The organism is Candidatus Omnitrophota bacterium, assembly GCA_016209275.1.
In the GTDB taxonomy this organism is placed as follows: Bacteria; Omnitrophota; Gorgyraeia; order Aquiviventales; family Aquiviventaceae; genus JACQWM01.
Genome location: JACQWM010000004.1, coordinates 37138 through 63396, shown reverse-complemented (window position 1 = coordinate 63396; position 26259 = coordinate 37138). Strand labels below are relative to the sequence as shown.

Genomic DNA, 26259 nt, shown 5'->3' with positions numbered 1-26259 from the left:
TCTTCTGTTCGCGATGCTCATCCGGTTCCTGCCGTCGACAAGCGCTTGAGCTCGCGCGCCGGCACCCCTACAACCACCGTCCCGGCCTCGACCGGCTTGACGACAACCGCCCCGGCACCGACGATCGCCGCTTCACCAATGGAGAGGCCTTGGCGCACCGTAGCCCCTGCGCCCACATGCGCGCCGCGGCCAACACGCACCGCGCTGGCCAGGACCGCCCCGCTGGCAACGTGCGCATGATCCTCGATCACGCACTCATGCTCCACAATCGCGCCGGAGTTGATAATGACATTGCCGCCGATCACCGCACCCGCGTTGACCACCGCCCCTGGGCACAGCAGCGAGCCGGCTCCCACCGTCGCCGATGATGAGCACACGGCAGACGGATGGCGCACCGACAACGGGGTGAGGCCGCGGGAGATCCCAAGCTCAAAGAGCCGCTGCCGCGGTCCGTTGTCACCTACCGCGCCCACTCCGACGATAAACAGCGTTACACCTTCGCGCGCGAGCTGAGCGATCATCTCATCCCCGCCGAGAATCGGCACGTCAAGCACCTCAGTCCCCCATAGCCGCGGACTCGCATCAAGAATCCCCTGCGGCTTCGCGATGCCGCTCGCCAGCAGACAGTCGATCACCACCCGCGCATGCCCCCCGCCGCCAAGAACCAGACAGCATCGCTGATCAGTCGGCATGCGACACCACGGTCGGTTCAGGGTGACTCGCAGAAGCTGCGGGAAGATCCACAAACCGTTTGCGGAGCAGCCGAGCGTCGATCGGCATCTCCTTTAATCGCCGCACAATCATTGCCGCCGCTCCGCCCTGGTCGTACGGGTTTACCAGCCCGCGCAGCCGCTGTCGGAAGGCCGGAGCGGTTGCTTGGCGGATGCCATCAAGAATGTCCTGCCGTGTTTCGCCGACATCAATCACGTTCGCCGCACGGATCCGTCCCTGCTGGCGCGAACCGATGTTGACCACCGGCAGCTCGAAGGACGGCGCCTCGATGAGGCCGCTGGACGAGTTGCCAACCATCGCGCACGCTTGCGCCATCACGCTGACATATCCCTGGCGTCCCAGGTGCTCGATCATCTGATGCTGCGGATGGGCCGAGAGAAACGCCTCAATCGCGCGCCGGATGAGCCGGCCGTGCGTATCCGCATTCGGCGCCGTGAAGACGACGGTGCCGGTCCACTCGGCCAGTGCCTCCAGCAGCTGCGCGATGTGCCACTCGGTCCGCTCGAATTCCAGCGTCACCGGATGACACGTGACTAAGAGGATGGGCTCGCGCAGTCGCAACCCAAATTGCACGTGCAGCTCTTCCCGGTTCAACCGCGGGATGTCTGTGATGTGATCCAAGCTGGGCGCGCCGCAGCGTGTGACGCGCCACGGCTCCTCGCCAAGCTGCATGACGCGCTTGGCGTAGGCGTCGGTGGCCACAAAATGGACGTGGCTGAGTTTCGTCATGGCATGCCGCAACGCATCATCGATCGCACCCTCGGTGAGCTCGCCTCCGTGCAGATGCGCGACTGGAATGGTCATGGGCAGCGCCGCGAGTGCCGCCGCGCACATCTCCACCCGGTCGCCGAGAATGAGCAGCACATCAGGCCGTGTGGCGGCAAAGGAGCGCGCGAATCCCGAGACCCCTCGGCCGATCGAGTCGGCGATGCCCTCCGGCGTATCGGCATGGCGCAGCATCTCCACCCGGTCGCCGATTGGCACCCCATCGCGCTCGATGTCGTTGATGGTCGCTCCGAATTCCGCCGAGAGATGCGCGCCGGAGACGATCAGATGCAATCGCAAGGACGGTTCGCGCTGTATCGCTTTCAGGATGGGCGTGACCATGCCGTAATCTGACCGGCCGACCGTCACCACCCCGATCATCCGTGGTGTCATGTCAGCATCTCCAGGGTAAAGAGCGCATCCGCCGGAATATCTTCCGCGGCGATTTTTCCCACGATGCGCGAAAGCTCGGTGGGTGCTAGGCCGGTCCCCGGCCGCTTGATCGCCACGGCATCAGCCGTCACCACACTGCCCCGAGCAATCGGCCGCGCCGCCACCAGGCTCTTGCGCGCCACCGCCGCCGTGTTCGCTTCGCTCGCCGCCGGCTCTTTGCGCCCGTGGCCAAGTGAGGCTTCCACCGTTCGGATGCCTCGCACCAACGAGGCGAACTCATGCGGCTCAAGCGACGCGCGGTGGTCAGGCCCGGGCAGCGTGCGGTCCAGTGTGACGTGCTTTTCAATGACGCACGCACCCAGGGCGACCGCCGCCAACGCCACTTCGATGCCGAGCGTATGATCTGAATACCCCACCGGCACGCCGAACACATCGCCCATCGTCTGCATGGCCCTGAGATTCGCATCGGCCGCATCGGCCGGATAGCTGCTCACCGCATGCAGCAGAATCAGCGGCGGATTCCCTGCCTGCCGGATGGCCTCCACCGCGCTGCGGACCTCGGCGAGGGTGGCCATCCCGGTTGACACCAGTATCGGCCTGCCCTTCCTCGCCACGTGCGCAAGCAACGGCAGGTTGGTCAGCTCTCCGGATGGCAACTTAAATGCCGCTACACCGAGCTCGGCCAAGAAATCCGCACTCGCCTCATCGAATGGCGTGCACAGATACATGATCCCTCGCTGCCGGCAGTAGGCGAAGAGGTCCTGATGATCGCGCGCGGATAATTCCAGGCGCGTAAGCATCGCCAGCTGCGACTCGCCTGCGCCGGTGGTGCGCGCCTGGTACGCCGCCTTCGGCGCAGAGGCGGCCACGAGCCGCTGGGCGGAAAAAGCCTGAAACTTCACGGCATCAGCGCCGACATCCACCGCCGCATCCACCAACCGGCGCGCCGTCTCGATGCTGCCGTTGTGATTGACCCCGGCCTCGGCGATGATCACACACCGGTGTCCCAAACCCACGCGATGCCCAGCGATGTCGACGTTCATCACCACGCGGTCCATCCTCCATCCACCATCAGATTATGTCCTGTGACGTATGCCGAAAGATCGCTGGCGAGGTAGGCGACCGCACCTTTCACATCCTCCTCGGTTCCCATCCGGCCAAGCGGTGTCCGCTCTACGTAGCGCTGTTGGAAGCTGCTCGGCTGGCCGCGCAACAGCCCGCCGGGAGAAATGGCATTGACCCGCACCCGGGGGGCGAGCCACGTAGCTAAATACCGCATCAATTGCAGCAGCCCGCCTTTGGACGCCGCATACGCCGCCGGGTTGGCCATCGCGGTCCCCTCATAGAGACGAAAGTCCGGCGCGGAAACGCCATAGATGGAGCCGATCAGAACGATGCTGCCATGGCCTGAGGCACCCAGCGCCTTGTGGGTTTCCTGCGCCATCACAAATGCCGCGGTCAAATTCACACGCAGCGCAGCATCCCACCCCTCCACGGTTTGCTGCTCAAACGGCACCGACCAGCCAGGCCGAGACAGGTTGCCCACATAGGCGGCATTGTGAATCAGAATGTCGACTCCGCCCATCGCCTTGACCGCGGTCCGCAGCGTGCCGCGCGTCTCGGCCTCATCCGTCAAGTCGCACGCCAGCCCGAGCGCTTCGCCGCTTCCGGATCTCGAGAGTTCCCGGGCGCGCGCGCGAACGGCGGACGCGTCGAGATCCAGCAGTGTCACCGTCGCACCTAGCTCGATGAGTGTTGCGCCGATGACCCGCCCCACATGCCCGGCCCCACCCGTCACCACGGCGCGTCGGCCATGAAGATCCATCAACTCCGCGATAGATCGCATGGGACGTCGCGTGCGTCTCGCGCGCTTAGCGGCTGGCATGCTGTCCTTGCATCCACGGGAAGGCAATCATCCCGCTTTTCACCAGCAGCTCGGCCCGCTCAAACGCCTCCAAGGTGTCGATGGAAATCGCCCGAGACTCCGGAATCTCATAGATCACATGGCGTCCCGTCCGCCAGGACGGCTGGGCGGCTCGAAGAAATCTCGTGCGCCAAATGTAGAGCGCGCCGTTAATCCGATACACCACCGGAGCGTCTTGCCGGCGGGTGATTCGGCCGCCGCCAGGGATCAGGTCCGCCATCCATCCGTCCTGCTCCACCACGCAGTGCCAGACCGGATTGAACTCCGGACGCGAGACGCTAACCACACCATCGGCCGACGGAGCCTCATGAAGCCGGCGCAACGCTCCGGTCACATCCTCGATCGTTCGTGCCGGCGAGGTCGGATCCAGCAGCAGTAATTCGTCATACGGCTGGCCGTCCTCGGCTTCCGCCATCGCCAACGCGTGCCGAAGAACCGGCCACAGCGGAGTGTCATCTTGCGCCAACGCCTCCGGACGCAGAAACGGGACCTCGGCCCCGAACTGCCGCGCGACGTCGGCGATTGACGATGAATCCGTTGACACGATGCACCGCGTAACCTGGGGGCACCCTTTGGCAAAGAGAATCGTGTGGGCGATCAACGGCACCCCGGCAAAGGGCCGCACGTTTTTCCCCGGCAGCTCTTTTGAGCCGGTTCGCGCCGGGATGACCGCTAAGCGCTTAATGGCACTGGCCATCGCTCCTCCACAGTTGCCTCTCGATGCGCATCCGAGGCCTGGCGCGCCGCGTCACAGACGGCGAGTGCCCGAAGGCCTTCCTCCGCGGTCGCCAGCCGCTCATCCACGACACCGTGACGGGCATTGAGCCACGCGAGCAACTCTTCACGGATCATCGCATCACGGGTCTGGGATGAAGGAACGGTCGTGCGCGAGCCCCCGGGGAAATCCACGGTGACGGTCTGCTCCATCCCATCCCATTCGATGGTGCCGCGCGACCCGCTCACCCGCATCCGCCGCCGCGGCGGCTGTGTGAGATAATCCAGCGCCACGGAAACGCTGGCTCCGGCCGGGGTCTCCCACATTAATTCCGCCATCTCCTCGGCCGCAATCCCAAGCCGGCCGGTATTCCGCAGCCGAGCGGAGAGTGCGACCGGCCATCCGAAGATCCATCCGGCGTAATCGATCTCGTGAATCAAATCGCGCAGTACCCCGCCCTCCTCGGCGCGCGCGGAATACGAGTTCTGGTGCGGCCGATCCGGCCTCCACGACGGAAGGTATGATTGGCATTCAATCCGGACCGCGTGCGCCTCGCCCACATCAGCCAGCCGCTGGCGAAACGTCTTCAGCGACTCGGAGAATCGCACCACGCAGCCGACGAAGACCCGGCGCTGCAAGGCTCGAGCGCGTTCCAGCACGCGCAAGGCCGCCTCGGCATCCGTCGCCACAGGTTTTTCCACCAACAAGTCGAAGCCGCGCTGCAGCGCTTCACGGCTGTCGGTTTCATGGCGGCCGGTGTCGGTCGCCACAAGGCACAGGCTCGCCCCCAGCGCTGCGGCGGCCGCCAGATCCTCCGCCGTCTCGTACCCGAGGGCGCGCAGTTCGCTGCGCCGCGACGCTCTGATGGGAATGGCGATCGGCCGAGCCCCGTCGATGGTCCGCAACAGCCCCAGATGGCGCAGGCCGATGCTGCCGGTGCCCAAGACTGCGATTTTCATTTCGCTTACTTCTCGCCGAGGTATTCGAAAAACGGCGCGTGCGCCGTCCGCTCCATCAAGAACACTCCCCGCTGGGTAAAATATGAGGAGAGGGCCGGACACAGCCCGAAGTGCAGCCGTTTCGCCGCATCCCAAATCGGATAGTCAAGGATCGTCAGGTCGCTGTCGTACACCGGACGCGATTGCACGCGGTTGACGGTAAAGAACCACTTCGCCGATGTAAACGGCGGGGCCTCCACATAGAACCTGAACCACTCAGGCGTCATTTCACCGAAGGAAATAAAGTTGGTGACGAGATCCACACTCCCGCCCTCAAGCCGAGGGTAATACTGGCATGGGACGAGCACAAAATCATGCGCCTGGATGAACTCGCGCGAGATGGACGGCAACTGAGCGATCTGCGCCATGCCGGCGATCCGAGCCTGAGGAAAACTTCGTCCGAGAAAGTAGCGAGCCAAGAGCAGCTGCTCTGGAAAATCCACAAGGATTGACCGGGCCGCCGGATATTCGCGCTTGAGCACATAGGAAAACACGCCATAGCCGCCGCCGATGGAAAGTTCGGTGAACCCCGCCCCATGGGGCGGGGTGAGCTCCCCGCTGAGACGGCTGCCTAAGACCCGTTGCAGCAGGCCAAGAAAGTAAATGTGCCTGAACCAGCGATACGTGAACTGGTAACCGTCGGTGCGAAAGACGTACGGGTGGCCCACCATCGAGCACGGATGTTTTTTCAGCAAGGCGTCGTAGCCATGGGTTTTGAGGAGGGCGAGATTTTCACGAAGCATCTTCACCGACCCTCGCCGTCCTCCGCCGAGAAGCGTCCAGCGGTTCCACCACTGCAGCGAGAAGGACGGGACATCTTTCAGAAAGATCAGCAGCTTCCTGAAATTGCGCAGCCGCTCCGTGTCGATCGTGCCATCAGGTCGGATGAACCGCCCGGGCTGCTCTTTCACCTGCAGCGCCCATTCCGATGTCAGGCGATCCCCGCGATGCTCAAGCAATCCGCACTCCCGGTAGGCGGCCAGATCCTGCTCGATGCCCGCCATCAGCTCGGCTGGTTCTCTCTCAATCATCGTAGCCAAAGACCGATTCGCCAAACCGCGTCAATACGGCGGCATCGCGCAAGGACATCAGAGGAACGCCAGCTCTGATGCCGGGATCCAGCATGGCTGCGACTTCCTCAACAATCCCGACTTTGATCTCAGGGGCGAATGCCGCCACCGGCACTTCCTCCCAGACCCCGAGCGCTGATGTCCTTCTGAAACACTGCTCGAGCGGGCAGAACCGATACGATGAGACCGCCGTATGCAGTTCCACCGACCAGCGGCCGGTGGAGCCCCAATCTGCATGGTAGCTAAACGGGATCCCGCGCACCGAGACACCGGAGCCGACAAATACTGCACCCGTCGGATGCCAGGGCAATGATCCGGCGCGCTGCCCGTTCCACGTCGATGGCCAACCGATCAGCCCGTGGGCCATGCTCATCACGTGCAGGCTGTTGGCAATCCCCCATCGCCGCAGCTCCTCGGCAGGAAACCGCTGGGGCCAATCCGGTTTGATCATCTCGGTGAATGTGTAGGTGCACGAGGTGATCCCACCGTCCTGTGCCGCCCGTGCGCGCGCCTCATGGAACGATGGATAGCTCACCCGGTTGTACGCGCATGCCGCATCCACGCCCTGGCGCTCCAGCCGATCCGCCAGCCGCTCGATTTCATCCGACCGCAGCGCGATCGGTTTTTCGATGAGCAGCCGCCGAAAACCTAAAGCGGCGAGCCGGTCGGCCGCAGCCGCCAAGAACGCGGTCGGCGTGGCAATGATGCCTAACTCATCCGGTTGGGGACGGCACTGCAGATGCTCGAATCCTCCGCTGATGGCTTCAAGACCCTCGAGCGGCTTCAGCGGCTCGATCGACTGCGGCGACCGAGAGCAGACCCGCACGCGGCGCAGGTGAAGGGCTCGCAGCGCTTGGACAAACTGCTGGCCCATGGTGCCATAGCCGATCACCGTGGCCGTGTTACCGCGAAGGTCGGTTGCGGCAAGCGCGGCGGCAAGCTCGGCAGAGGACACGAGCGGCTGCGCGTCCAATGGCATGCTCATCAGGTCACCGGAACCAGCTCAAGATCCCGCTCCAGAAGGCGGCTGAAATGCGGCTGCAGCTCGCCGAGGATCAACCGGTGCGCCACCAACGATTCCTCAAGCGTCGGCAGCGCGCACCGTCTTTGCGCCAAGATGTCAGCGGCAAATCGCTGCGTCATCTGGCTGACCATGATCTGATCCTCAAACGGCACGCTGCGCCATGACCAGCGAGAGGCGGCGTCGCTCTCCACCGCCCATCGCTGGATATGGTCTACGACGCATCGATACGATCGAGTGACGATCGTGATCTGCTCAGACAGCGCATGATCGGCCGCGTAGGCCAGCGTGAACCGGCTGCCGTCTTCGGTCCGTCCCTGCAACGTGCCGCTGAGATCATACTGCCCGCGCTTGGTTCGATGGAGCACCGGATCAATGGACGCCCCGGCCGGCTCGATGCAAGTGGCCCCGGTATAGAACGCAAATAAGTCCGCGTTATGGATGCCATTCGTCACGAGCCCGAGGTTGCCTCCGGTCACCGTCATCATGATGGGCGAGGAAGCCTCCAGCCGCTGCTTGACGCGCTGATGAAACGGGTAAGCCCGAGTTTGGCAATTCACCCATGCCGCACAGCGCCGTGTGCTCAAAAAATCCACCAGCTCTTCGATGGCGCGCAGCGATTGCGCGACGATTTTTTCAAGCAGGAAGTTCGTGTAGCCAAGCGTTTGGGCCACCTGACGAATGAGCTCGCACCGGCCCTCGGCTTGCGTCGCCACGATGCACAGCGCTCCTGCCGGCGTGGCCTCTGCCAACGATGAGAGCCAACGGATCGAGGTCGATGGATTCCCAGGAGCAAGTTCCCCCAGCCGCTTGCGTCCCAAGGCCAAGGCCTCTGGCCTCGGATCGACCACGTCGATGTCTGTCACCTGCGGCAGGCTCGCAATCGCCTGCAGGTGGCGGCTGCCCAACTCGCCGCAGCCGATGAGCAGCACGCGCGCGCCCTCAGACCCCTTAGGCTTCATAGAATGCGATCCCCAAGTTCTTGGTGCGCTGAATGGTGCGCAGTGTGCGCCGCGTGCCATCAAGCGCGCCGGAGGACAACCGGCGCAGGAATTCCGGAACGCCGTACTGGCCTTTGACCGTCAAGCCGATATCATGAAACGCCACCAGCCCGCCCGGGCGGACCAGCGGGCTGTAGAGCAGCCAATCGGTGAGCACTGAGTGGTACTGGTGATCGCCGTCGATGAACAACAGATCAACACCATCCGAAGCGCTCTGATACGCGTTTTGCACCGTCGAGGGTTCATAGCTCATGCCGATCAGGAAGGCGCTGCGCCGGTCATCCAAGACCCACCGCTTGTAGAACCGGCGCATGCTCGTGCCGAAGCTGCGCACGCGCTCATGCGATTTTTCGATCGTGATGACGCGGTTGAAGATGAGCCGCCACAGAAAATGCGTGCTGCCGTAGTAGCCCAGGCCGACTTCAAGCGCGGTCGCGCAGTGTTGGCGCTTGAGCAGCACATCGACAAACTCCTGAATCTCATCCCGGTCCTGCTGAATGCCGGCGTCATCCGGGATCATGAAGGCATCCATCGGCACCCAATCGCTTCGCTCATACCGGCCGTTGCCGTGTGATGCCACCCATGCATCGAGCTGCTCCATGATCCCGGCGGTGGTCTTGCGAGAGGCTCTCACCCGCGGGCGCTGCTGAAGTTGGGTCGTCATGCTACGCTCCATTCCATTCTGTGGCCACCGCCACTCGATACACCGGAAGAAAATCCGCCGCGTACCGCGAGGAAGGCCGCAGCAAGGCGGCCAGCGAGTGCGGATCGTGATAGCGCTGAAACGTCTGGTGAACCGCCCGCCAGGCCTGCCGAGCCGCCGGGATCCGCGCTGCCGCCACTCGTAACCGCGAGGGCGCAGCCGGGGCTCCGCGGCGCTGCTTGCGCCACTCATCGCCGATGATGCGCGCGAGATACGGCCAAAACACGCGGGCCACTACCCGGCTCGCGTCCTCGGCGCTGATCCCATCTTGCCGGATGAGCTCATCGATAAGGCGTTGGCGGAACGCCTGGAACGACGGATACCACGACGGGTGGGCGATCCAATCATACACATGCGGAAATCGATAGCTGTCCTCATGCACCTGGTGGATGAGCGAGAGCCTGGGGAGCGCTTTGACTTTGCCGCGGATCACCGACACCGACACGGCGATCAGCTCATCTTTAAACATGTTGCGATTCTGCACGCCCTCAAGCGATGAGAGCCCCTGAAACATCGCTTGCCACGTTTCCGTGCGGTGCACCGAATACAGCAAGGTGTAGAGGCTCGCCGTGAAAAATTCCTTCAGGCGTTGCGCTCCGGTTGATGCGGAAATCACGGCTTGCGGATACGAGGCCACGACACCAATCGCACCCTGCGCGCCATTGCCCTCGGTCTGAAACCGCAGCCCCTCGCCGTGCGCGGCACTATACTCTGGATGCGCGTCCAAAAACTCGGCACAACGCTTAAGCCCGCTCGGGCAGAGGAAATCATCATCGCCCAAAAAGACGCTATACGGCGTCGTGATGCGCCGGCTCAGCGATTCCAGGGTCGCGCAGGAGCTCAATCCCGGGCAGAGGTGATGCTCAACATTGACCAGCGACTGCACCGACCTGACCGTCGCTTGCGTGCGCTGGACATGCTCAGGATGGCTGGCATCGCCGATCATCACCCGATACGGCATGCGGACCTCCGCGCAGTAGCGCAGGAGGCGGCCCACAAAGTCTGATCGATCCTTGGTCGGGACGCACAACGTCAACATCAGACCGCCACCGCCTCCCCTGACGGCTGTTCAACCGTCTGCCTGAGGTCCTCCACGGCCCGCGCCACCGCCATGAAATCGGTGTGGTACGGTGATGACGGATGCAAGAGGGCGGACAGCGACCACGGGCGCTGATAGCGGTCAAACATGGATCGCGCAGCCCGGCCGCTGCGGCGGAGCCAGGGAATCGCTCGAGCCGCTCTTCGCAGAGACGAAAGCGTCCCCTGGCGGCTCGGACGGCGAAGCTCTTTCTCCCGTACCCCCATCATGACCTTGGCCAAGTAGGACCAAAACACGTCTCGGACGATCTGGCGCGCCTGCTCCATCGGCAACTGATCTTGCCGCATGAGCTCTTCGCTGACACGATCCTCAAAAATGCGATACGAAGGAAACCATTCCGGATCGGTCAGCCACTCGTAGACATGGGGCACTGGCGTGTTGCGCTGATGGACCTGGCGAAACAAGTAGAGGCCATCGAGCGCTTTGACTTTGCCGCGGACCGCAGAGACGCACGTCGCGAGCACTTCGTTCTTGAATCCGTTTTGCGTCTTGATGTCTTCCATCGCGCCCACCCCGGTGAACATCGATCGCCAGATCGCGGCGCGATGGACCGAATAGATCAGGACGTACAAGCTTTTCATCACAAACTCGCCCAGCCGTTGGGCTCCGGTGTCGGTTTCGAGGACCGCTTGGGGGTACGGCCCGACCCTCCCGATCGGTCCGTGAGGATGGCCGCCTTCAGTTTGGAAGTGCAGCCCGATCCCGTGCGCCGCCCCGTAGTCAGGATGTCCCTCGAGAAACTCCACGCATCGCTCCAAGCCTGGCGGGCAGAGGAAGTCATCATCGCCCAGCAGCGCGCAGTACGGTGTGTCCAGCGTCTGATTCATGGCTTCAAAACATGCGCCCACGCTCATCCCTGGGTACTGCCGGTACACCACGTGCAACCGGCCCGCCAGCCGGCGGATGATCTGCTGATTCTGCTCGGCGCGCACCGGGTCGCTGGAATCGGCAATGGCGATTCGATACGGCGCAGACGCCGCCGCGTAGTACCGCAGCAGCCGCCCGAGGAACGCCGGGCGATTAATCGTCGGCACGCACAGGGTGAGCCATTCGCTCATGCAGCCACCATCTCAACGTCTTTCGTGGTCATCGCCTGATAGATCGGCAGCCAATCGGGCTCGGCCCCGCCCTTGCCGCCGCGCACCGCGCGGACGATTCCTCGAAGGCCGGGGATTCGGCGGGCCGCGCGGCGCCATCGCATCGACGCATCGCGATGTGTCATGCCGTCATGCGCGCGCCGCTTTTCCGTCAGCGCCCTCGCCGCATACGACCAGAAGGCCGCCTTCACGATGTCCCGCGCCTCATCCATGGTCAGGCGGTCTTCCTGGGAGAGGGCGGCCGCCACACACTCGCGGAACGACGCATAGGCCGAGGGAAAATTCGCCTCTGTCACCCAGTCAAACACATCGCTCGGCCGAGTTGCAGCACCTGCGCACAACCATGTCCACCACGCATCCGGCCCTTGATGCCCTTCCTTCACAAGATACAGCTGGTCCAACACTCCCACCTTGCCCTGGATGGCGTCCAGGCTCCCCAGCGCGATCTCGCCCCAGTTGTAGCCGAAGCCGCGCTCCACGCACTGCGCAACATTCCGCGCCAAACGCTCCGCGCGGTGGATGGCGTAGTTGAGCACGGTGTAGCCGCGCAGATGATCGTCAAGCCTTTCACCCGCGGTCGCGGCGGTGATGGCCCGCTGCCCATACGGCTGGCGTGACGGCACGCCATGGCCATTGACTTGTTCCACGGTCAGAAGATAGCTGCGGCCATGCACGACGCTGTAGTCCGGGTGCGCGTCTAAAAAACTCACACCGGCGGTCAGCGCGCGGGGCACGAGAAAATCATCATCCGCCCACACCACCACATACGGCGAGGCCACATGCGCTAAGCCCTCATGCAGCTTTTGCATGGGTGGTGTCGACGGCGCCCATCGCTCATGCCGGATACGATCTGCTTCCAGCGCGCGGCGCAGCTCCACTGATGTCAGCGGATCGCTGCTGGAGTCGAGCACACGCATCGGGTAGGGGCAGCCGACCGTCGCGGCATACCGCAGCAGCCGCAGCAGCTGGGGATGCCGGTTGTAGGTCGGGATCAGCACGGTCAGTGATTCAGTGCTACTCATACCAGGACCGCTTTCGCGGTTCGCGCCGTTAAAATCTCCATAAGCTGCTCGCAGACATAGTCCACATCCGCTTCGGTGAGCGCGGCGGACGATGGCAGGCAGATGCCGTACGGGGAGATCCGATACGACACCGGGTTAGCCTTGCGCATCGATCGGCCCCGGCCGTACGCGGTAAACGGCGGCATCGCGCTGATCGGATAGAAAAACGGGCGCCCGCCGATCTTCCGCTCAACCAGCTTCCTGACCAGCGCTTCCTTCTTTATCCGGTAGCGCGGGCTCACAATCCCGGTCACGATCCAAAACGTGCTGTTCACATGCGGGCCTTCCTGGTTCAGCTGCAGACCCTCGACACTCTTCAGCCGCTCGTGATACCAGAAAAAGTTTTGCCGGCGTTTCGCCACCAGCTCGTCGATCCGGCTCAATTGCGCCAACCCCAGGGCCGCCTGGACATTGGTCATCTTGTATTTGTACCCCAGCTCATAGGACCAGTAGAATTTTGATCGCTTGCCCTGCATCAGCAAGCCATGGTGCGCGAGCCCTTTGGCGCGCAGGTACAAGCGCTTGTCATTCGTGGCGAACATGCCGCCTTCGCCGGTGACCATCAGCTTCGTGCCATTAAAGCTGAAGACGTTGATCGTGCCGAAGGTGCCGGCTTTTTTGCCGCGGTACGTGGCTCCGGCCGACTCAGCCGCGTCCTCGATAATCGGAATCCCGCGCTTGGCGGCCATCGTCCGAATCGCATCCATCTCCGGCATGTTACCCAGCAGGCCAACGACCACAACGGCTTTCGTCCGCCGGGTGATCGCGCGCTCAAACGCCTCGGGCGAGATGCACCACGTCACCGGGTCGATATCCACCAAGACAGGCCGAGCACCCACATAGCACACCGGGGCTGCCGAGGCGACCCAGGTGATATCCGGCACGATCACCTCATCCCCTGGCCCGAGACGCAAGGCGAGCATCGCCAGGTGAATGGCCGCCGTGCAGCTATTCGTGGCCAAGCAGTAGGTCATCCCGGTGTACTCAGAGAATCGCCGTTCAAATTCTTCAATGTACTTGATCATGCCAAGATACCAGCCATCCCGGGCGGCCTGAGCCACTAACTGGACTTCGTGCTCCGTCATCGAAGGACCCGCCGATGGGATGAATGGGCGCGTCATATGCGCTGCTCAGTCGGATTCAGTGTTGCCACTCGAATGGAATCCACATATCGTCCGTCAGCGAAGAAATGTCCTCGATAGACGCCCTCGACCTGGAACCCCGCCTTCTGGAACAACCGGGCTGAGGCGTGGTTGGTCGCGTAATAGTCCGCGTGGATGCGGTGCAAACGCATCGTCTCAAACGCGTAGCGGCAGAGCGCGCCGACCGCCTCTGTGGCATAGCCTTTCGACCATTGGGTCTTGTCAAAAATGACGAAGCTCAGCTCCGCCCGCCGATGCACGGGATGGAAATTGAACAACCGCAGATTGCCGATATGGCGTCCGGTGTCTTTCAGGAAGATCCCCACCAAAGTTGACACCCCTTCAACGTTGGATCGCTCAATGAACTGCGCCACCCGCTGATGGTCCCACACCACGTGCCGCGCCTCGGTCAACCCCACCACCTCAGGATCGTTCATCGACGCAACATACACCGGCGTCACATCAGCGGCTGATATCATGCGCAGCGCCAACCGATCCGTAGTGATCGGCGCAACCTCTGTCGTTGGGAAGGCAAGACCCGTCATGGCGATGGCGCCGCGGACAGATTTAAGTAATTAATTCCTGAGATTCGGCTCGGCCCATACGTGCGACCGGGGATGTTGGTCCACACCAGCGACTCTTTGACCTCTAGCAATTGATCGCAGTTGCGGCAGTAGTCCACCGAATCGAAATCTCCGCGCACGTGCGCCGATCGCAAGGCGAGCATCGGCTCGCCGTTGACGATGTCCATGAGGGGCGTGTCTTGCGTATGCCCCAGGACCGCTTTGGAGTCCTGCCCCAGCACGAACGGGCACGGCACGACAGCACCCGATTTGCCGCCCAGTCCTCCGGCGCGAATCTCCAAGACCCCGCCCATCGGGCGTCCGCACGTGCGCTTGGGCCGGTCCTGAAAAATATTCTCCCGAGGGATCGCGTCTTTATACTGGCCGGACCAGTTGTGCTCCAGCCAGATTTCCGCCTGCACGCCCAGATACTCGACCCAATTGGTCACGTACTGCTGGGTCTGGTGCTCGCGCTGGTCATAGTCATGCACGAGATGGTTGGTTTGGAGAAAGGTGGCATACCCCTTCGTCTTCAGCAGTGCGACGCACGCTTTGAGCTGCTGCCGCACTTGGTCAAACGCGTCGATCGACATCCATTTGGCGTAGCTGTCCCGATCCCATCCCTGGCAGGACACTTTGCAAATCGTCAACCCGGCCTGGCAGAGGCTCTCAAAACGCTCTGGAGTCAAGCGGATCCCATTGGTGTAGATCATGCTCGTAATGCCCCGCTCATTGAGGTAGCGGACCGCCTCCTCCAAGCCGGTGTGCAGCAGCGGTTCGCCGGAGCCGCTGAGGTTGACATACTTCAACCCCACGGGAATCGCCTGGTCGATGATCTTGCGGAATTCTTCCAGCGGGAGCCGCTTCAAGAAATCCTTTTCCCGGCCGAACGACTGGGGGCACATGGGGCATTTGAGGTTGCAGCCTCCGGCCATCTCCAGGTTGATTTGCTTGATTTCAACGACGTGCAACTCGTGGCTCATGCACCCTCTCCTCGTGAAGCGGTGACCATCGGGGTCGCCGCGGAATGCCGAAAGCGCGAGCTTTCGGCTGTAATGAGGCGAACCTCAGGCACAGGAAGAAGAAATGTCCCCCCACGCCGCAGATATTCCTGTTGCTGATCCATAATTTCGTCGAGAAAATTCCAGGCGAGCACGACCACCACATCGGGCTGATCCTCAAGCAAGCGCTCTGCCGGCACGATTGGAATGTGCGAGCCGGGCGTGAACCGGCCCTGCTTGAGGGGGCTTCGATCCACGATGTAGTCGATCTCTTGCGGTCCCAACTCAAGAAACCCTAACAACGTGCTGCCTTTCGCCGGCGCCCCATAGCCGGCCACGCGCTTGCTCTCGGCGCGCAGCTGCCTCAACCGCTCCTTCAGCTGCCGCTTGATCTGCTGCGTGCGATCGGCAAACGCCCGGAAGGTGGCCAACCGATCCAAACCAGCACTCCGCTCGACGTCAAGCTGTCGAGCAACGCTCGGCTGCACACGCCCTTCACCCGTTCGCTGCACGAAGACACGCAATTGTCCATGATGGATCGGAAGCCGCTCGACATCCACGACCTGCATGCCGCAGCGCTCAAAGAGGCCCATCATGGGTGCGAGGGCCCAGTACGACACGTGTTCGTGATAGATGGTATCGAACGCTGCCTGCTCCAGCAGATCCAGCAGGTAATGCGCTTCGATGACAAAGACCCCGCCGGGGGCTAACGCGGTGCGAATGCCCTCCATGAAATCACGCAGCTCGGGAACATGCGGGAACGTATTGGTGGCGGTGATGGCTGAGGCTCGACCCCACCGCTGCGCGATCTGCGTGGCGGTTTGGCTATTAAAAAATCCCACGAATCGCTCCATTCCGCTTTCCGCAGCTAGTGCTGCAAGATTTTTGGCTGGATCCACCCCGAGCGTCTTCACCCCGTGGCGCTGGAATCCCCGCAACAGCGTGCCGTCATTGCAGCCGATGTCGACGACAAGGTCGCCCGCGCCCAGGCGGAATCGCCGTGCGACGACATCGCTGAGTTCGAAGAGATGCGCCGTCAGCGTCTCCGACGCCGATGACACATACAGATAGTCAGTGAACATGTCGCGGGGGGCGACGCGCTCCATCAGCTGCACATGCGTGCAGCCATGACAAAACCCGACGCGTAACGGAAACGCAGGCTCCGCCCGCGATAATTCTTCCTTCGTCAAAAATTTATTGGCCAATGCGGTCGTGCCAAAATCGAGAAATGCTTCCACCCGCGTTGACTCGCACACCACGCACGCCGTCATCGTTCGCCGCCGGCGGCGATCGGTGCTTGCGGCTGTGCCAGGTGCTCTAAGAGCTCGCGATGATCCGTGACCCACGCGATCGTCCGGCGCAGTCCTTCGTCTAATCCGATGCGCGGCTGCCATCCGAGTTTCCTTTTGGCCGCCGTGATATCCGCCGACATCTCAAGGATTTCATCCGGCCGCGTCGGCAAGGCGCCTCGGATCACGTTCACCGGATCGCCCATCAGCGTAAGAATCCGGTCGACCACATCGCGCACCCGCGTGCCGATCCCTGAGCCGATGTTGAAAACCGACCCGGCGGCGACCGGCCGCGTGGCCGCCAAGAGGAGTGCGTCCACCACATCGTCAACATACACCAGATCCCGCTGCTGCCTGCCGTCAGTGGTCCGGAGCTCTTCTCCGGCGAGCGCAGAGAGGATGGTCTGCGGAATCAACCGTCGCGGATGCTCCCACGGGCCATACGGCATGAACAGTCTCAGCTCAACAGCCTGGATCCCGTAGAGCCGAGCATAGGTGTGCATCCATATACTCGCCGTCGCTTTGGCCGCGCCGAGCGCGGTGGCTGGCCGCAGCGGTTGGGTCTCGGTGAGCCTGGCACCACTGCCGTACGCCGCGGCGGAGCCGGTCATGACGAACCGCGTCTGCGGCCATGATCGGAGGATCTCCAGCATGATCAGGGTTCCCTTGCCGATCGCGTCCCAATGCGTCTGCGCGCTGATCGTCGGAGGATTAAACGAGCTGCTCGCCAAATGCACGACCACCTCAGGACGCGCCGCGTCAACAGCGTTCGCAACACTCTGCGCATCGGTGACATCACCGTCGTGCAAGCGCAGCGACGATTCGACCTCAATCAGCCGCAAACGATTTGATTCGCGGCGGACCATCACGGTCACCTCATGGCCATCCGCCAGCGCGCGCCGGATGAAGGCCGCGCCGATCATCCCGGTGGCCCCGGTGATCAAAATGCGTTGGGTCATCGTCTACTCCATCGAGGGCAGCAGCACCCGAGAGCCGTGCGCCTCGTAGCGAATCGGCACCTCGGTGAGATCGGCCAGTGCGGCTCTGACCGCCTCTTGCCGCTGCGGTGGCGCGGTGAATAAGAGGAAGCCGCCGCCGCCGGCCCCGCAGATCTTGCCGCCCGACGCCCCGGCCTGCTTGGCGCGCTGATACCACGTTTCGATGCGCGCGTTCGTCATGTTGCTCGTCAACTGCCGCTTCAGATGCCACGAGGCGTCCAGGATGCGCCCAAAGCGCTCCGGGTCAAACCCGTTGCGCAAGAGCGCTTGGAGCTGCCGCGCATGCTCGCGCATCTGCTGCAAATACTCACGATTCGTTTCGGTCCGCTGTTGCTGCAGGCTCAGGATCGTGCTGGCATCCCGGCGGATGCCGGTCCAAAACATCAGTAAATGCGCAAACATCTCATCCAAGACCCCCTCGGCGACGTGCTGGGATTCCACCGTCACCCGGCCGTCGGCCTTAAAGTAAAACACATTCACGCCGCCGAAGGCGGCCGCGTAGTGATCCTGCTTGCCGATCGGCCGGCGCAGCACCTCGATTTCAATATGAGCCGCTTCCTCGGCCAGCGGTCCGGCGGCAATCCGCTCGCCGCGAAGCGCATGGAGCGCTTGCAGCAGGCCGACCGCGAAACTGCTGGAGGAGCCTAAGCCGGAAAACTCCGGCACGTCGGCGATCGTGCTGATGTACAGCGGCGGATCAATCCGCAAAAACCTCAGGCATTCGCGGGCGATGTGGTTCTTCACCTCATCCAAGCGCTCCACATGCTCCGTCTCGGAATAGTTGAGGCGAAAGCCTTCGTTGAACAAGCGCCCGTGCGGCTTGACCGTCACGTACAAGTAGTGGTTAATCGTCGTGCTCAGCACGGCGCCATCTTCGCGCGCATAAAAATCCGGCAAATCCGTTCCGCCGCCGGCAAAGCTAATACGCAGCGGTGTGCGCGTGACGATTAATCGCGGCCGTCGATTTGTGGCGTAGTGCTCAACGAACTCCGCGTTCCGCACTCCGCACTCCGCATTCACAAGCTCAGCCATGCCGCAGCCCCCAGTCGTAGGGAATCTCCGTCGTGAACGGATCGATGCGCACAATCTCTTCGGGCCGATGCGGCTCGGTGGCGCAATTCGCCAGGATGACCAGCCGATCGCCGTACGCCTTATACCCGTTCGTAATGCCGGGCGGAATTTGCACCAGCACGTAGTTGTCTTCCCCGAGAAAGACCTCCTGGATCGTGCCGTAGCTCGGCGAGCCTTTGCGGCCGTCGTACATCACGAGTTTCGCCCGGCCCGAGATCACCGCGTTATGCAGCGTCATGGATGTGTGGATGTGCCAGGCCTTAATCGCCCCAGGCCACGCGCATGAAAAATAGATCTCGCCGAAGCGGATGAAATGCGGGTCAGTCGCCTTGAGCATGTGCATGATCTTGCCCCGCTCATCGACCACCTGCCGCAGCGGGATGATCTTCACGTCGTGTATGGTTCGGCTCATCGCGTTGCCTCCACCGCCGTTCTCCAGCGTAGCGAGCCATCCAGCCGGCCGCTGTCCATTAAATAGCGCAGCCACTTCAGCCGGGTGAACTTCCGATCGATGAAATCCTCTCGGGTCAGCTTCATGGCGGTACACGCCTCATAGAGCTCCTTGGCCCCCTCGCGTACCGTCCACCGAAACTGGAAGTCGGGAAATGCCCTCGCGAACTTGCCGAAATCAGTTTTGTACGTGCGCTGATCAGCCCCGGGATCGGCCAAGCACTCCACCGTGCCGCCCGGCACGGTCTCGGCCACGATCCGCGCCATCTCGATCACCTGATAATTCATCCGGTTCTCGCCGTTGTTAAACGCCTGATTGTGGATCGCCTCGCGGGGAGCTTGCAGCACATGGAGAAAGGCGCGCGAAATGTCCTCCACATGGGCCACCGGCCGCCACGGTTTGCCGTCGCTTTGCAGCGTGATCTTGCCGGTTGTCACCGCCGCCCCCACGAGGTTGTTCAACACCGTATCGAACCGCATCCGCGGCGAGAGGCCGTAGATCGTGCCGTTGCGCAAAAAGACCGGCGAAAAATTCGCATCGGCCAGATGGGAGATGGCCTGCTCCGCCTTGACCTTAGACCTGGCGTATTCTGTCTTGGGATCCAGGGGGGAGGCTTCCGTGACCACGGCCGCTTCTGACATGCCGTACATGATGCACGAGGATGAAAACAGCAACCGCGGAACTCCGGCCTGTTTGGCCAGCTCGGCCAAGCGGACTGACGCGCGGAAATTGATCTGCTCAGTCCACTCGGCGCTTAAGTTGCCGATCGGGTCGTTGCTGAGCGCACCCAAATGCACGATGGCGTCAAAGCCTTCCAGATCGCGGGCCGCCACATCCCGGAGGTCCTTCTGGATGGCGGGCACGCGCACCGCGTCAGGCACGAGGGTGCACTCCGCGTAGTAGTTCGTGTCAAACCCCGTCACCTCATAGCCGGCCTCCAGCATCAGCGGCGCCATCACCGAGCCGACATACCCGTTGTGTCCTGTGATCAGCACGCGCTTAGCCATGGACCGCATCCTCCCGTAATTGCCGAACCGCGTCCAGCAGCGTCGACGACGCTGAAATCATGGTGAAGGGGCAGCCGGCAGCCTTCGCCGCTTGGCCATCGCGCTCATCATCCCCATAGAACCGTGTTCGGCTCAAATCCAAGTGAAACTCCCGCTGCGCCGAAAAGAACATCCCCGGTTTCGGCTTGCGGCACGCACACCCGTCATCCCAATGATGCGGGCAGTAGTAGATCGCATCGATGCTCCCGCCAGCGACGGCCGCCTCCTCGCGCATGCGCCGATGAATCGTTTCCACGTCCTCGGCGCGCATCGCCCCGCGCGCAATACCGGCCTGATTCGAGATCACGATCACCTGATAGCCGGCGTCGTGTAACAGCCGTAGCGCCTCACGAGCCCCCGGCAGCCATCGCCACTGCGCCCATGACGTGACATACTCCCCTTGAGGTGGCCGCGCATTCAGCACCCCGTCCCGGTCGAGAATTACCGCGGGCGTTCGCGCCAAAAAACGCTCAGTCAACCCGAGCCGCTCATGCGAACTGACACTGTAATACCGATGCGACGTAGGAAACGCGAAGAGCGTGCGCCGCGCCACGAGTGTTGGGTAGACCACGCGCTCAAATGACACGTTTTCATCTGGCACGAGCTCCAGCGCCTCGCGTCGAAACAGCCCGAAACCGATATCGACACCCTGCAATCTCGGCGTCGCCCGATTTTTGTCGTAGAACAGCACTGCGCCATCTTCGCTGAGGCGGACATTATCTTTCGTGTACCCATCCTCGTTGCGATAGACCGTGAGCATGGCCTCGGCCCCGGTGTCGAGATAGGACTTCCACAGCGCGTCAAAGCGCAGCGGCCAGTAGTTGTCGCAGTACATCAAGAGGAAGTACTGCTCAATGCGAGGTGCGGCTACCTTCAGCCGCCGGCCGGTGTCATCCTCGACATCCGACACGCTGTACTCGATCGACAGCCCGAATCGCTGGCCATCGCCGCAATACGCCTGGATCACCTTGGGCAAATACCCCAGACAGAGCAGCACGCGCTCAAACCCCTGCTCCCGCAGCAGCTCAAGCAGGTACGCCATAAACGGCTTGCCGTGGAACTCGATCATCGGCTTGGGCCGCGTATCCGTCAGCGGCCGCAGCCGCGTGCCGCGTCCCCCGGCTAAGATCACGGCCTGCTTCGGACGTTGCATCATTTCCTTCATGATGTTGCGGGTCCTGATGCTGGATATTCGGCCTTGCCGATGATCAGATCGACCACGGCCAGCAACCACAACTGATGCGTCGCTTCCACCAAGTTATACGCGCGGCTGTCCACCCACAAATTCTCATCCCCAAACCGGCGCAGCGGGTTCTCCGGTGAAAATCCTGAGAGCGTGATCACGGACGCAAACGATTTGCGCTGCGCCGCCGCGCAGGCATTGAGGATATTCTTGGATGTCCCGCTGGAGGAAATCGCCACCAGCACATCCCCCGGCTCCCCATACAGCTCAACGGCCTTGGCCAGCCATTGCTCATACCCGTAGTCGTTCGCCAAGCAGGTGATGAGATCGGCCTCATTAAAGTTGATGGCCTGAACTCCGGCATTTTTCGTCAGGTCGACCGCCACATGGCTCGCGATGGCCGCACTGCCCCCGTTGCCGATCACCACCGCCTTGCCTCCGGCGCGATGGGCCTGAACCAGGATGCGCTTGATCCTGATCAGCTGCGCGAAGAGGCTCTCTGAGCCTTCCGAGAGCCGGCGGAAGCTTTCAAAATACCGCTCCAAAAACTCTTGCTCATCCGTGCGCGGTTTCACCGTCGGCATTTAGCGCTCCGCAGCCACCGCGACGGGCTCATCATGCAGGTACAAGCCGGCGTAGACGCCCTGCTGCCGCATGAGGGTCTCGTGCGTGCCGAGTTCCGCGATCCGTCCGTCTTTCAGCACCAGGATCTGATCCGCCTGCTTCACCGTGCTGAGGCGATGGGCGATCACGACGCTAATCGCGTCTTCATGCAAGGCGTTGATGGCTTCCTGCACCGCGCGCTCGGTCACCGTGTCCAGCGCGCTCGTCGCCTCATCGAACATCAACACCTGCGGCCGCCGCGCGACCGCGCGCGCAATGGACAGCCGCTGGCACTGGCCGCCGGAGAGCCGCAAGCCCCGATCGCCGACGAGCGTCTCATATCCTTCCGGCAGCGACACCACAAAGTCGTGCAGCTGGGCCACACGGGCCGCCTGCTCGATCTGGGCAGACGAGAGCGAGGCATCGCCCAGCGCGATGTTGTCGCCGATCGTCGCATTGAAGACAAACACATCCTGGGGCACACAGCCGATCCGCGCGCGCCAACCGGCCAAATCCAATTCCTGCAGCGCAACACCGTTGATCAACACACTCCCCGCCCGCGGCGACAACAACCCAAGCAAGAGGTTGGCGAGCGTGCTCTTGCCAGAGCCGGTCGATCCGACGACCGCCGTCACCGTGCCGCGGCGCAGCACCGCCTCAATGTCATGCAGCACCTCGCGATCAGGCCGCGAGGCATAGGTGAAGGAAACCTCGCGCAGCCGCACCTCATCCACCCGCCCGACGGGGCGGCCGCCGAGCCGCTCCTGCGGCAATTGCGTCTGCAGCTCGGCGATGGTCTCAAGCACCGGGCGGAAGCGGCTGAGGTTGACGCTCGCCTTATTCACCGTGGCCAGCGACGGGGCGATTTTCCGGATCGCCAGCAGAAACGCCGCCAAAATCGACAGCCGCAGGCCCAGCCGCGGCACAAGCAGCAAACACGCGCTTAAGCCCACCACGATCACGGCCGCCAGCAGCTCATTCACGATGACCGGCCCGTACTGGAAGAACACCAGCCGCAGCTCCGGCCGCAGCTCCTGCCGCAGCCATCCGGCATACCGCTCCGTCATCCGATGCTCCAAATCGTACGTCTTCACGATCTTCAATCCGTCAATCGCGTCGACTTGGGTCTTGTTTTGGTCGTTGCGCAGCCGATACAGCGTTTTCCCCTCGCCGGCGGCGCGGGCATCCGCATACCAGCGCCACCCTTGCATTCCGGCCAGGGCCACGCCGCCTAAGACGATCGTGCCCCACCACGAGAGGTAGAGCAGCAAGGCGATCATGACGAGGCTGCTGAAGACGCCCATGAAGAGCGAGCCGAGATTCATGATGGCTCCGCCCAAGGTCTCTGCCGGCGCGTTGATCTCATTCAGAATCCGGCCGCGGCCGCGCGAGAGCACCTCTTCGTATTGCGCGCGCAGGAACCGCTCGAACAACACCGCCTTGGTCGCACATCGCAACGTGACCGCAATCTTCGCCGTGTACTGCTGATCGACCACGAAGAAGACGCTGCGGAGCAAAAACAGCGCGCTGGCGATGACGATCAAGGCAAACGCCACCGCTTCAATCGTCGGCGCGATCCCCATCAGACGCAGCAGATCGCCGGCGATCGTCACCGCCGGCCCCTGCGGGACGCGCCCGGCGGCGGTTAACACATCCAGCACCGGCACCGTCATGCCCACAGTGGCCGCATCCAGCACCGCACCCACGAACATCAGCAGCATGATGGCGCCAACTTCTTTCGGGTACGGTGTAACCACGGTCCGCCAGTAAAAGGCCAGCGTCTGGCGCCTGAAGCGGCGGACGATCGCGAATGAGGCGCGACGGGAGATATCGATGAGCCGCTGCTCAAACACGGTGGTCGCCTCACGATGCCACAGGTTGCGGAGCGTCCGAAGAATGCGCGAAGGATGCCGGAGGTAACTCAAGCCATAGAAGGCCGCCATGCCCGCGACCCGATAGACGTTGAGCTCGAACGGACCGACCCGCTCGCAGTACCGGCTGGACCTCGAGAGGTCCATGAAGCAGACGAGCGACTCGAAGTAGTCATTGTCCATGGTTGGAATCTTCCCCGTCGAACGCAGGTACTGGTAGAGCTCGCTTCCGGGATAGGGTGAAAACAAGTACAGCGGCACATCATCCACACCCAGCCAGGCCATCTTCATGGCGAAGCGGAGGGTCTGCCACATGTCGGATCGCCGCTCGGTGGGAAAGCCGATGATGAGGTTGCACTTCAGGCTGATGCCGGCGCGCTTGGCCGAGGCGATGGACTCGACCATCTTTGGCAGGCGGACCTCCTTCTTGATCGCCTTGAGCGTGCGCTCCGACCCGCTCTCCGGGGCGTAGGTCAGGTTGCGGCACCCGGCTTCATACAGTTTGGGCAGCACCTCGCCATCGAGCGCCTCGCTGCGGGTTCCGCTGGGGAGCTGCCACGTGAACACGAGCTTCCGTCGAAGGATCTCGTCGCAGAACTTGAGCACCCAGTCTTTCCGGATGATGGCGGTGAGGTCGTAGAAATCGATGTTCGTCGCCTGATAGTCGCGCAGGTACGCCTCGATCTCATCAATGACCTTGGCCATATCCCGCATCACATACCGCGTCGTCCACATCGCGGGATTGGAGCAGAAGGTGCACTGAAACGGACAGCCCCGGGTGGCTAAGATCGGCATGCTCCGGCCGAGATCCACCCCATGGCCATAGCCTCCGCCAAGATACGATTCGATCGGCACCAGGTCCCACGCCGGCCAGGGGAGCCCATCGACATCCCGAATCCTGTTGCGCGGGGAGGTCATGACGGCGTTCCCCGCCTGCCGATACGCGATGCCTGGGATGGCTCCGAGCTCGCCGCCGCCGTCGGCCCATCGGGCCAGATCGCACAGGAGCTCCTCGCCCTCGCCGATCCCCACACAGGCGACCGCTGGCGACGTCTCGAGGATGTACTCCCATGCCGCCGTGGCGTGTTCCCCGCCGACCGCGATCGGCACGTTGGGACGCGCCGATCCGAGGCGCTGAATCAGCTCTTCGATATGAGGCCATTCCTGGGAGAACATCGCCGAGATCGCGATGAGCCGTGTCTGAGGGGAGATCCGATCAATGATCCGATCGATCGCCAGACCCTGGTACGCGAGATTCGGCCGCGATGTCACGCCGATGTGCTCGATGTCCTCCCCCACGGCGTCGATCACCTGCGGTTCCATCCCTGCCTCCCGAAGGGCGGCTGCGAGGTACGCCGATCCGAGCGGCGGGACGATGGGCGCGCTGTAGGCCCGACGAGAAAACACCGTCGGCGGACGAATGATCGTCACGACGCTCATCTCACCATGCGCTCCAACGGGTCAGTCGGCTGCGGGTGATGGAGTGGGACCTGAGGCTCGACGTACGACGCCACCACTGAGGCGAGGGCATCATCCCACGACACGACAGGACCGTAGCCCAATTCGGTCCTGGCTTTGTCGATCGCGTAGACCCGGTCGCGAGCGAAGAGCTCCACATGATGAACCGTCAGCATGCGCCATGGGCCAGACCGAAGATGCCAGGGCAGCCGCTCGACCGCCGCGGCCGCGGCCCACACGGGCCAATAGGGCACGGGACGCGGCGGCCGCACCCCCAACGCCCTCGCGATGGATTCCAGGGCATGCCGGGCGGTCACCGGCGAGGCGGCTGCGAGATGGTAGAGCTGCCCCACGGCGCACGGGGCCTCGGCCGCCAACCGGATCCCGCAAACGACATCGTCGATATGGGTGAAGTGGATCTTCGCCGCCCCCGGCCCGGGCCGCACGGCGCGTCCTCGGCGGATGGCGTCAATGAGTTTCGGCCAGAGATGCCGCATGCCCGGCCCATAGAGCTGTGCCGGCCGCACGATGGTGACCGGCAGCCCGTCTTGCATCGCTTGCCGCGCGATGATTTCCGCTTCCATTTTTGAACGCTCGTACTTCGTCAGCGTGCGGCCGTACGGGTCGGCTTCCGTCGCTGGAGCCTGGGTGTGTCCGAGCACCCCGGCCGAACTGACATGGACGAAGCGCTTCAGACCCATCGACCGCGCAGCGCGCAGCAACGACACCGTCCCCAGGACGTTGATGCGATGAAATTCCGCGTAGGGGGCGTCTTCGCGATCTGCCATCAGCGCCGCGCAATGGTAGAGCACATCCACCGCGGGCCGGCCAAGACGCTCCGCGTCCCGCAGGTCTCCGCGCAACTCTTCGACCGCGCCGGCCAGATCTGGCGGCAGCGGCGTGGTGTGCCGGAGTGCCAGCACCTCATCGCCGGAGGCTCGATGAGCGCGCGCCAAGGCCGCGCCAAGAAACCCGCTCGCCCCAGTCACCAGCACGCGCATACG

General features: G+C 62.9%; 25 protein-coding genes. All 25 read right to left on the bottom strand.

Annotation, left to right across the window (positions count from 1 at the left end):
* Positions 1 to 17 precede the first annotated feature (17 nt).
* Complete coding sequence (locus HY737_00810; GenBank protein MBI4596926.1) at positions 18 to 692, bottom strand: acetyltransferase; 675 nt, start codon at positions 690 to 692, stop codon at positions 18 to 20.
* Entirely contained in the window at positions 682 to 1890 is a 1209-nt protein-coding gene (gene neuC, locus HY737_00805) for a UDP-N-acetylglucosamine 2-epimerase (hydrolyzing) (protein MBI4596925.1), read from the bottom strand. The genes HY737_00810 and neuC overlap by 11 nt, the downstream gene beginning before the upstream one ends.
* A complete protein-coding gene (neuB, locus tag HY737_00800; protein MBI4596924.1) occupies positions 1887 to 2933 on the bottom strand; it encodes an N-acetylneuraminate synthase in 1047 nt (348 codons plus the stop codon). The genes neuC and neuB overlap by 4 nt, the downstream gene beginning before the upstream one ends.
* Positions 2933 to 3736 carry an SDR family oxidoreductase gene (locus HY737_00795; GenBank protein ID MBI4596923.1) on the bottom strand — a complete coding sequence of 268 codons (804 nt, stop codon included), beginning with the start codon at positions 3734 to 3736 and terminating at the stop codon, positions 2933 to 2935. The genes neuB and HY737_00795 overlap by 1 nt, the downstream gene beginning before the upstream one ends.
* 25 nt (positions 3737 to 3761) lie before the next feature.
* Complete coding sequence (locus tag HY737_00790) at positions 3762 to 4511, bottom strand: acylneuraminate cytidylyltransferase family protein (protein ID MBI4596922.1); 750 nt, start codon at positions 4509 to 4511, stop codon at positions 3762 to 3764.
* Entirely contained in the window at positions 4487 to 5488 is a 1002-nt protein-coding gene (locus tag HY737_00785) for a Gfo/Idh/MocA family oxidoreductase (GenBank protein ID MBI4596921.1), read from the bottom strand. The genes HY737_00790 and HY737_00785 overlap by 25 nt, the downstream gene beginning before the upstream one ends.
* 5 nt (positions 5489 to 5493) lie before the next feature.
* A complete protein-coding gene (locus tag HY737_00780) occupies positions 5494 to 6558 on the bottom strand; it encodes a putative sugar O-methyltransferase (GenBank protein ID MBI4596920.1) in 1065 nt (354 codons plus the stop codon).
* Entirely contained in the window at positions 6551 to 7582 is a 1032-nt protein-coding gene (locus tag HY737_00775; GenBank protein ID MBI4596919.1) for a Gfo/Idh/MocA family oxidoreductase, read from the bottom strand. Before HY737_00775 ends, HY737_00780 begins: the two co-directional genes overlap by 8 nt.
* Complete coding sequence (locus tag HY737_00770; GenBank protein MBI4596918.1) at positions 7582 to 8580, bottom strand: hypothetical protein; 999 nt, start codon at positions 8578 to 8580, stop codon at positions 7582 to 7584. Before HY737_00770 ends, HY737_00775 begins: the two co-directional genes overlap by 1 nt.
* Positions 8570 to 9283, bottom strand: coding sequence for a class I SAM-dependent methyltransferase (locus tag HY737_00765; protein ID MBI4596917.1), 714 nt, complete (start codon positions 9281 to 9283; stop codon positions 8570 to 8572). The genes HY737_00770 and HY737_00765 overlap by 11 nt, the downstream gene beginning before the upstream one ends.
* A gap of 1 nt (position 9284) precedes the next feature.
* Complete coding sequence (locus HY737_00760; GenBank protein MBI4596916.1) at positions 9285 to 10361, bottom strand: TIGR00180 family glycosyltransferase; 1077 nt, start codon at positions 10359 to 10361, stop codon at positions 9285 to 9287.
* Positions 10361 to 11479: a TIGR00180 family glycosyltransferase gene (locus HY737_00755; protein ID MBI4596915.1), complete on the bottom strand. Its 1119-nt coding sequence runs from the start codon at positions 11477 to 11479 to the stop codon at positions 10361 to 10363. Before HY737_00755 ends, HY737_00760 begins: the two co-directional genes overlap by 1 nt.
* Positions 11476 to 12540, bottom strand: a complete 1065-nt coding sequence (locus tag HY737_00750) for a TIGR00180 family glycosyltransferase (protein MBI4596914.1) — start codon at positions 12538 to 12540, stop codon at positions 11476 to 11478. Before HY737_00750 ends, HY737_00755 begins: the two co-directional genes overlap by 4 nt.
* Positions 12537 to 13664 (bottom strand): DegT/DnrJ/EryC1/StrS family aminotransferase, encoded by a 1128-nt coding sequence (locus tag HY737_00745; GenBank protein MBI4596913.1) that lies wholly within the window; start codon positions 13662 to 13664, stop codon positions 12537 to 12539. The genes HY737_00750 and HY737_00745 overlap by 4 nt, the downstream gene beginning before the upstream one ends.
* Positions 13665 to 13696: 32 nt before the next feature.
* Positions 13697 to 14200 (bottom strand): GNAT family N-acetyltransferase, encoded by a 504-nt coding sequence (locus tag HY737_00740; protein MBI4596912.1) that lies wholly within the window; start codon positions 14198 to 14200, stop codon positions 13697 to 13699.
* A gap of 62 nt (positions 14201 to 14262) precedes the next feature.
* Complete coding sequence (locus HY737_00735; protein MBI4596911.1) at positions 14263 to 15267, bottom strand: radical SAM protein; 1005 nt, start codon at positions 15265 to 15267, stop codon at positions 14263 to 14265.
* Complete coding sequence (locus tag HY737_00730) at positions 15264 to 16556, bottom strand: class I SAM-dependent methyltransferase (GenBank protein ID MBI4596910.1); 1293 nt, start codon at positions 16554 to 16556, stop codon at positions 15264 to 15266. The genes HY737_00735 and HY737_00730 overlap by 4 nt, the downstream gene beginning before the upstream one ends.
* Positions 16553 to 17533: a GDP-mannose 4,6-dehydratase gene (locus HY737_00725; GenBank protein MBI4596909.1), complete on the bottom strand. Its 981-nt coding sequence runs from the start codon at positions 17531 to 17533 to the stop codon at positions 16553 to 16555. Before HY737_00725 ends, HY737_00730 begins: the two co-directional genes overlap by 4 nt.
* A gap of 3 nt (positions 17534 to 17536) precedes the next feature.
* Positions 17537 to 18604, bottom strand: coding sequence for a GHMP kinase (locus HY737_00720; GenBank protein ID MBI4596908.1), 1068 nt, complete (start codon positions 18602 to 18604; stop codon positions 17537 to 17539).
* Positions 18597 to 19055, bottom strand: coding sequence for a dTDP-4-dehydrorhamnose 3,5-epimerase family protein (locus tag HY737_00715; GenBank protein ID MBI4596907.1), 459 nt, complete (start codon positions 19053 to 19055; stop codon positions 18597 to 18599). The genes HY737_00720 and HY737_00715 overlap by 8 nt, the downstream gene beginning before the upstream one ends.
* Entirely contained in the window at positions 19052 to 20101 is a 1050-nt protein-coding gene (locus tag HY737_00710; GenBank protein ID MBI4596906.1) for an SDR family oxidoreductase, read from the bottom strand. The genes HY737_00715 and HY737_00710 overlap by 4 nt, the downstream gene beginning before the upstream one ends.
* On the bottom strand, positions 20094 to 21293 hold the full coding sequence (locus HY737_00705; GenBank protein MBI4596905.1) for an HAD-IIIA family hydrolase: 1200 nt from the start codon (positions 21291 to 21293) through the stop codon (positions 20094 to 20096). The genes HY737_00710 and HY737_00705 overlap by 8 nt, the downstream gene beginning before the upstream one ends.
* An 8-nt stretch (positions 21294 to 21301) precedes the next feature.
* Positions 21302 to 21907: an SIS domain-containing protein gene (locus HY737_00700; GenBank protein MBI4596904.1), complete on the bottom strand. Its 606-nt coding sequence runs from the start codon at positions 21905 to 21907 to the stop codon at positions 21302 to 21304.
* Positions 21908 to 25237, bottom strand: coding sequence for an ATP-binding cassette domain-containing protein (locus HY737_00695; GenBank protein ID MBI4596903.1), 3330 nt, complete (start codon positions 25235 to 25237; stop codon positions 21908 to 21910).
* On the bottom strand, positions 25234 to 26256 hold the full coding sequence (locus HY737_00690; protein ID MBI4596902.1) for an NAD-dependent epimerase/dehydratase family protein: 1023 nt from the start codon (positions 26254 to 26256) through the stop codon (positions 25234 to 25236). Before HY737_00690 ends, HY737_00695 begins: the two co-directional genes overlap by 4 nt.
* Positions 26257 to 26259 lie beyond the last annotated feature (3 nt).

Coding starts and splice junctions, on each gene's coding strand:
- HY737_00745 (MBI4596913.1), bottom strand. CDS start 13,664: ATGACGGAGCACGAAGTCCAGTTAGTGGCTCAGGCCGCCCGGGATGGC.
- HY737_00795 (MBI4596923.1), bottom strand. CDS start 3,736: ATGCGATCTATCGCGGAGTTGATGGATCTTCATGGCCGACGCGCCGTG.
- HY737_00690 (MBI4596902.1), bottom strand. CDS start 26,256: ATGCGCGTGCTGGTGACTGGGGCGAGCGGGTTTCTTGGCGCGGCCTTG.
- HY737_00755 (MBI4596915.1), bottom strand. CDS start 11,479: ATGAGCGAATGGCTCACCCTGTGCGTGCCGACGATTAATCGCCCGGCG.
- HY737_00790 (MBI4596922.1), bottom strand. CDS start 4,511: ATGGCCAGTGCCATTAAGCGCTTAGCGGTCATCCCGGCGCGAACCGGC.
- HY737_00705 (MBI4596905.1), bottom strand. CDS start 21,293: ATGCAACGTCCGAAGCAGGCCGTGATCTTAGCCGGGGGACGCGGCACG.
- HY737_00750 (MBI4596914.1), bottom strand. CDS start 12,540: ATGAGTAGCACTGAATCACTGACCGTGCTGATCCCGACCTACAACCGG.
- HY737_00695 (MBI4596903.1), bottom strand. CDS start 25,237: ATGAGCGTCGTGACGATCATTCGTCCGCCGACGGTGTTTTCTCGTCGG.
- neuC (MBI4596925.1), bottom strand. CDS start 1,890: ATGACACCACGGATGATCGGGGTGGTGACGGTCGGCCGGTCAGATTAC.
- HY737_00810 (MBI4596926.1), bottom strand. CDS start 692: ATGCCGACTGATCAGCGATGCTGTCTGGTTCTTGGCGGCGGGGGGCAT.
- HY737_00720 (MBI4596908.1), bottom strand. CDS start 18,604: ATGGCTGAGCTTGTGAATGCGGAGTGCGGAGTGCGGAACGCGGAGTTC.
- HY737_00715 (MBI4596907.1), bottom strand. CDS start 19,055: ATGAGCCGAACCATACACGACGTGAAGATCATCCCGCTGCGGCAGGTG.
- HY737_00700 (MBI4596904.1), bottom strand. CDS start 21,907: ATGCCGACGGTGAAACCGCGCACGGATGAGCAAGAGTTTTTGGAGCGG.
- HY737_00760 (MBI4596916.1), bottom strand. CDS start 10,361: ATGTTGACGTTGTGCGTCCCGACCAAGGATCGATCAGACTTTGTGGGC.
- HY737_00785 (MBI4596921.1), bottom strand. CDS start 5,488: ATGAAAATCGCAGTCTTGGGCACCGGCAGCATCGGCCTGCGCCATCTG.
- HY737_00725 (MBI4596909.1), bottom strand. CDS start 17,533: ATGACCCAACGCATTTTGATCACCGGGGCCACCGGGATGATCGGCGCG.
- HY737_00735 (MBI4596911.1), bottom strand. CDS start 15,267: ATGAGCCACGAGTTGCACGTCGTTGAAATCAAGCAAATCAACCTGGAG.
- HY737_00740 (MBI4596912.1), bottom strand. CDS start 14,200: ATGATATCAGCCGCTGATGTGACGCCGGTGTATGTTGCGTCGATGAAC.
- HY737_00780 (MBI4596920.1), bottom strand. CDS start 6,558: ATGATTGAGAGAGAACCAGCCGAGCTGATGGCGGGCATCGAGCAGGAT.
- neuB (MBI4596924.1), bottom strand. CDS start 2,933: ATGAACGTCGACATCGCTGGGCATCGCGTGGGTTTGGGACACCGGTGT.
- HY737_00770 (MBI4596918.1), bottom strand. CDS start 8,580: ATGAAGCCTAAGGGGTCTGAGGGCGCGCGCGTGCTGCTCATCGGCTGC.
- HY737_00775 (MBI4596919.1), bottom strand. CDS start 7,582: ATGAGCATGCCATTGGACGCGCAGCCGCTCGTGTCCTCTGCCGAGCTT.
- HY737_00710 (MBI4596906.1), bottom strand. CDS start 20,101: ATGGCTAAGCGCGTGCTGATCACAGGACACAACGGGTATGTCGGCTCG.
- HY737_00730 (MBI4596910.1), bottom strand. CDS start 16,556: ATGACGGCGTGCGTGGTGTGCGAGTCAACGCGGGTGGAAGCATTTCTC.
- HY737_00765 (MBI4596917.1), bottom strand. CDS start 9,283: ATGACGACCCAACTTCAGCAGCGCCCGCGGGTGAGAGCCTCTCGCAAG.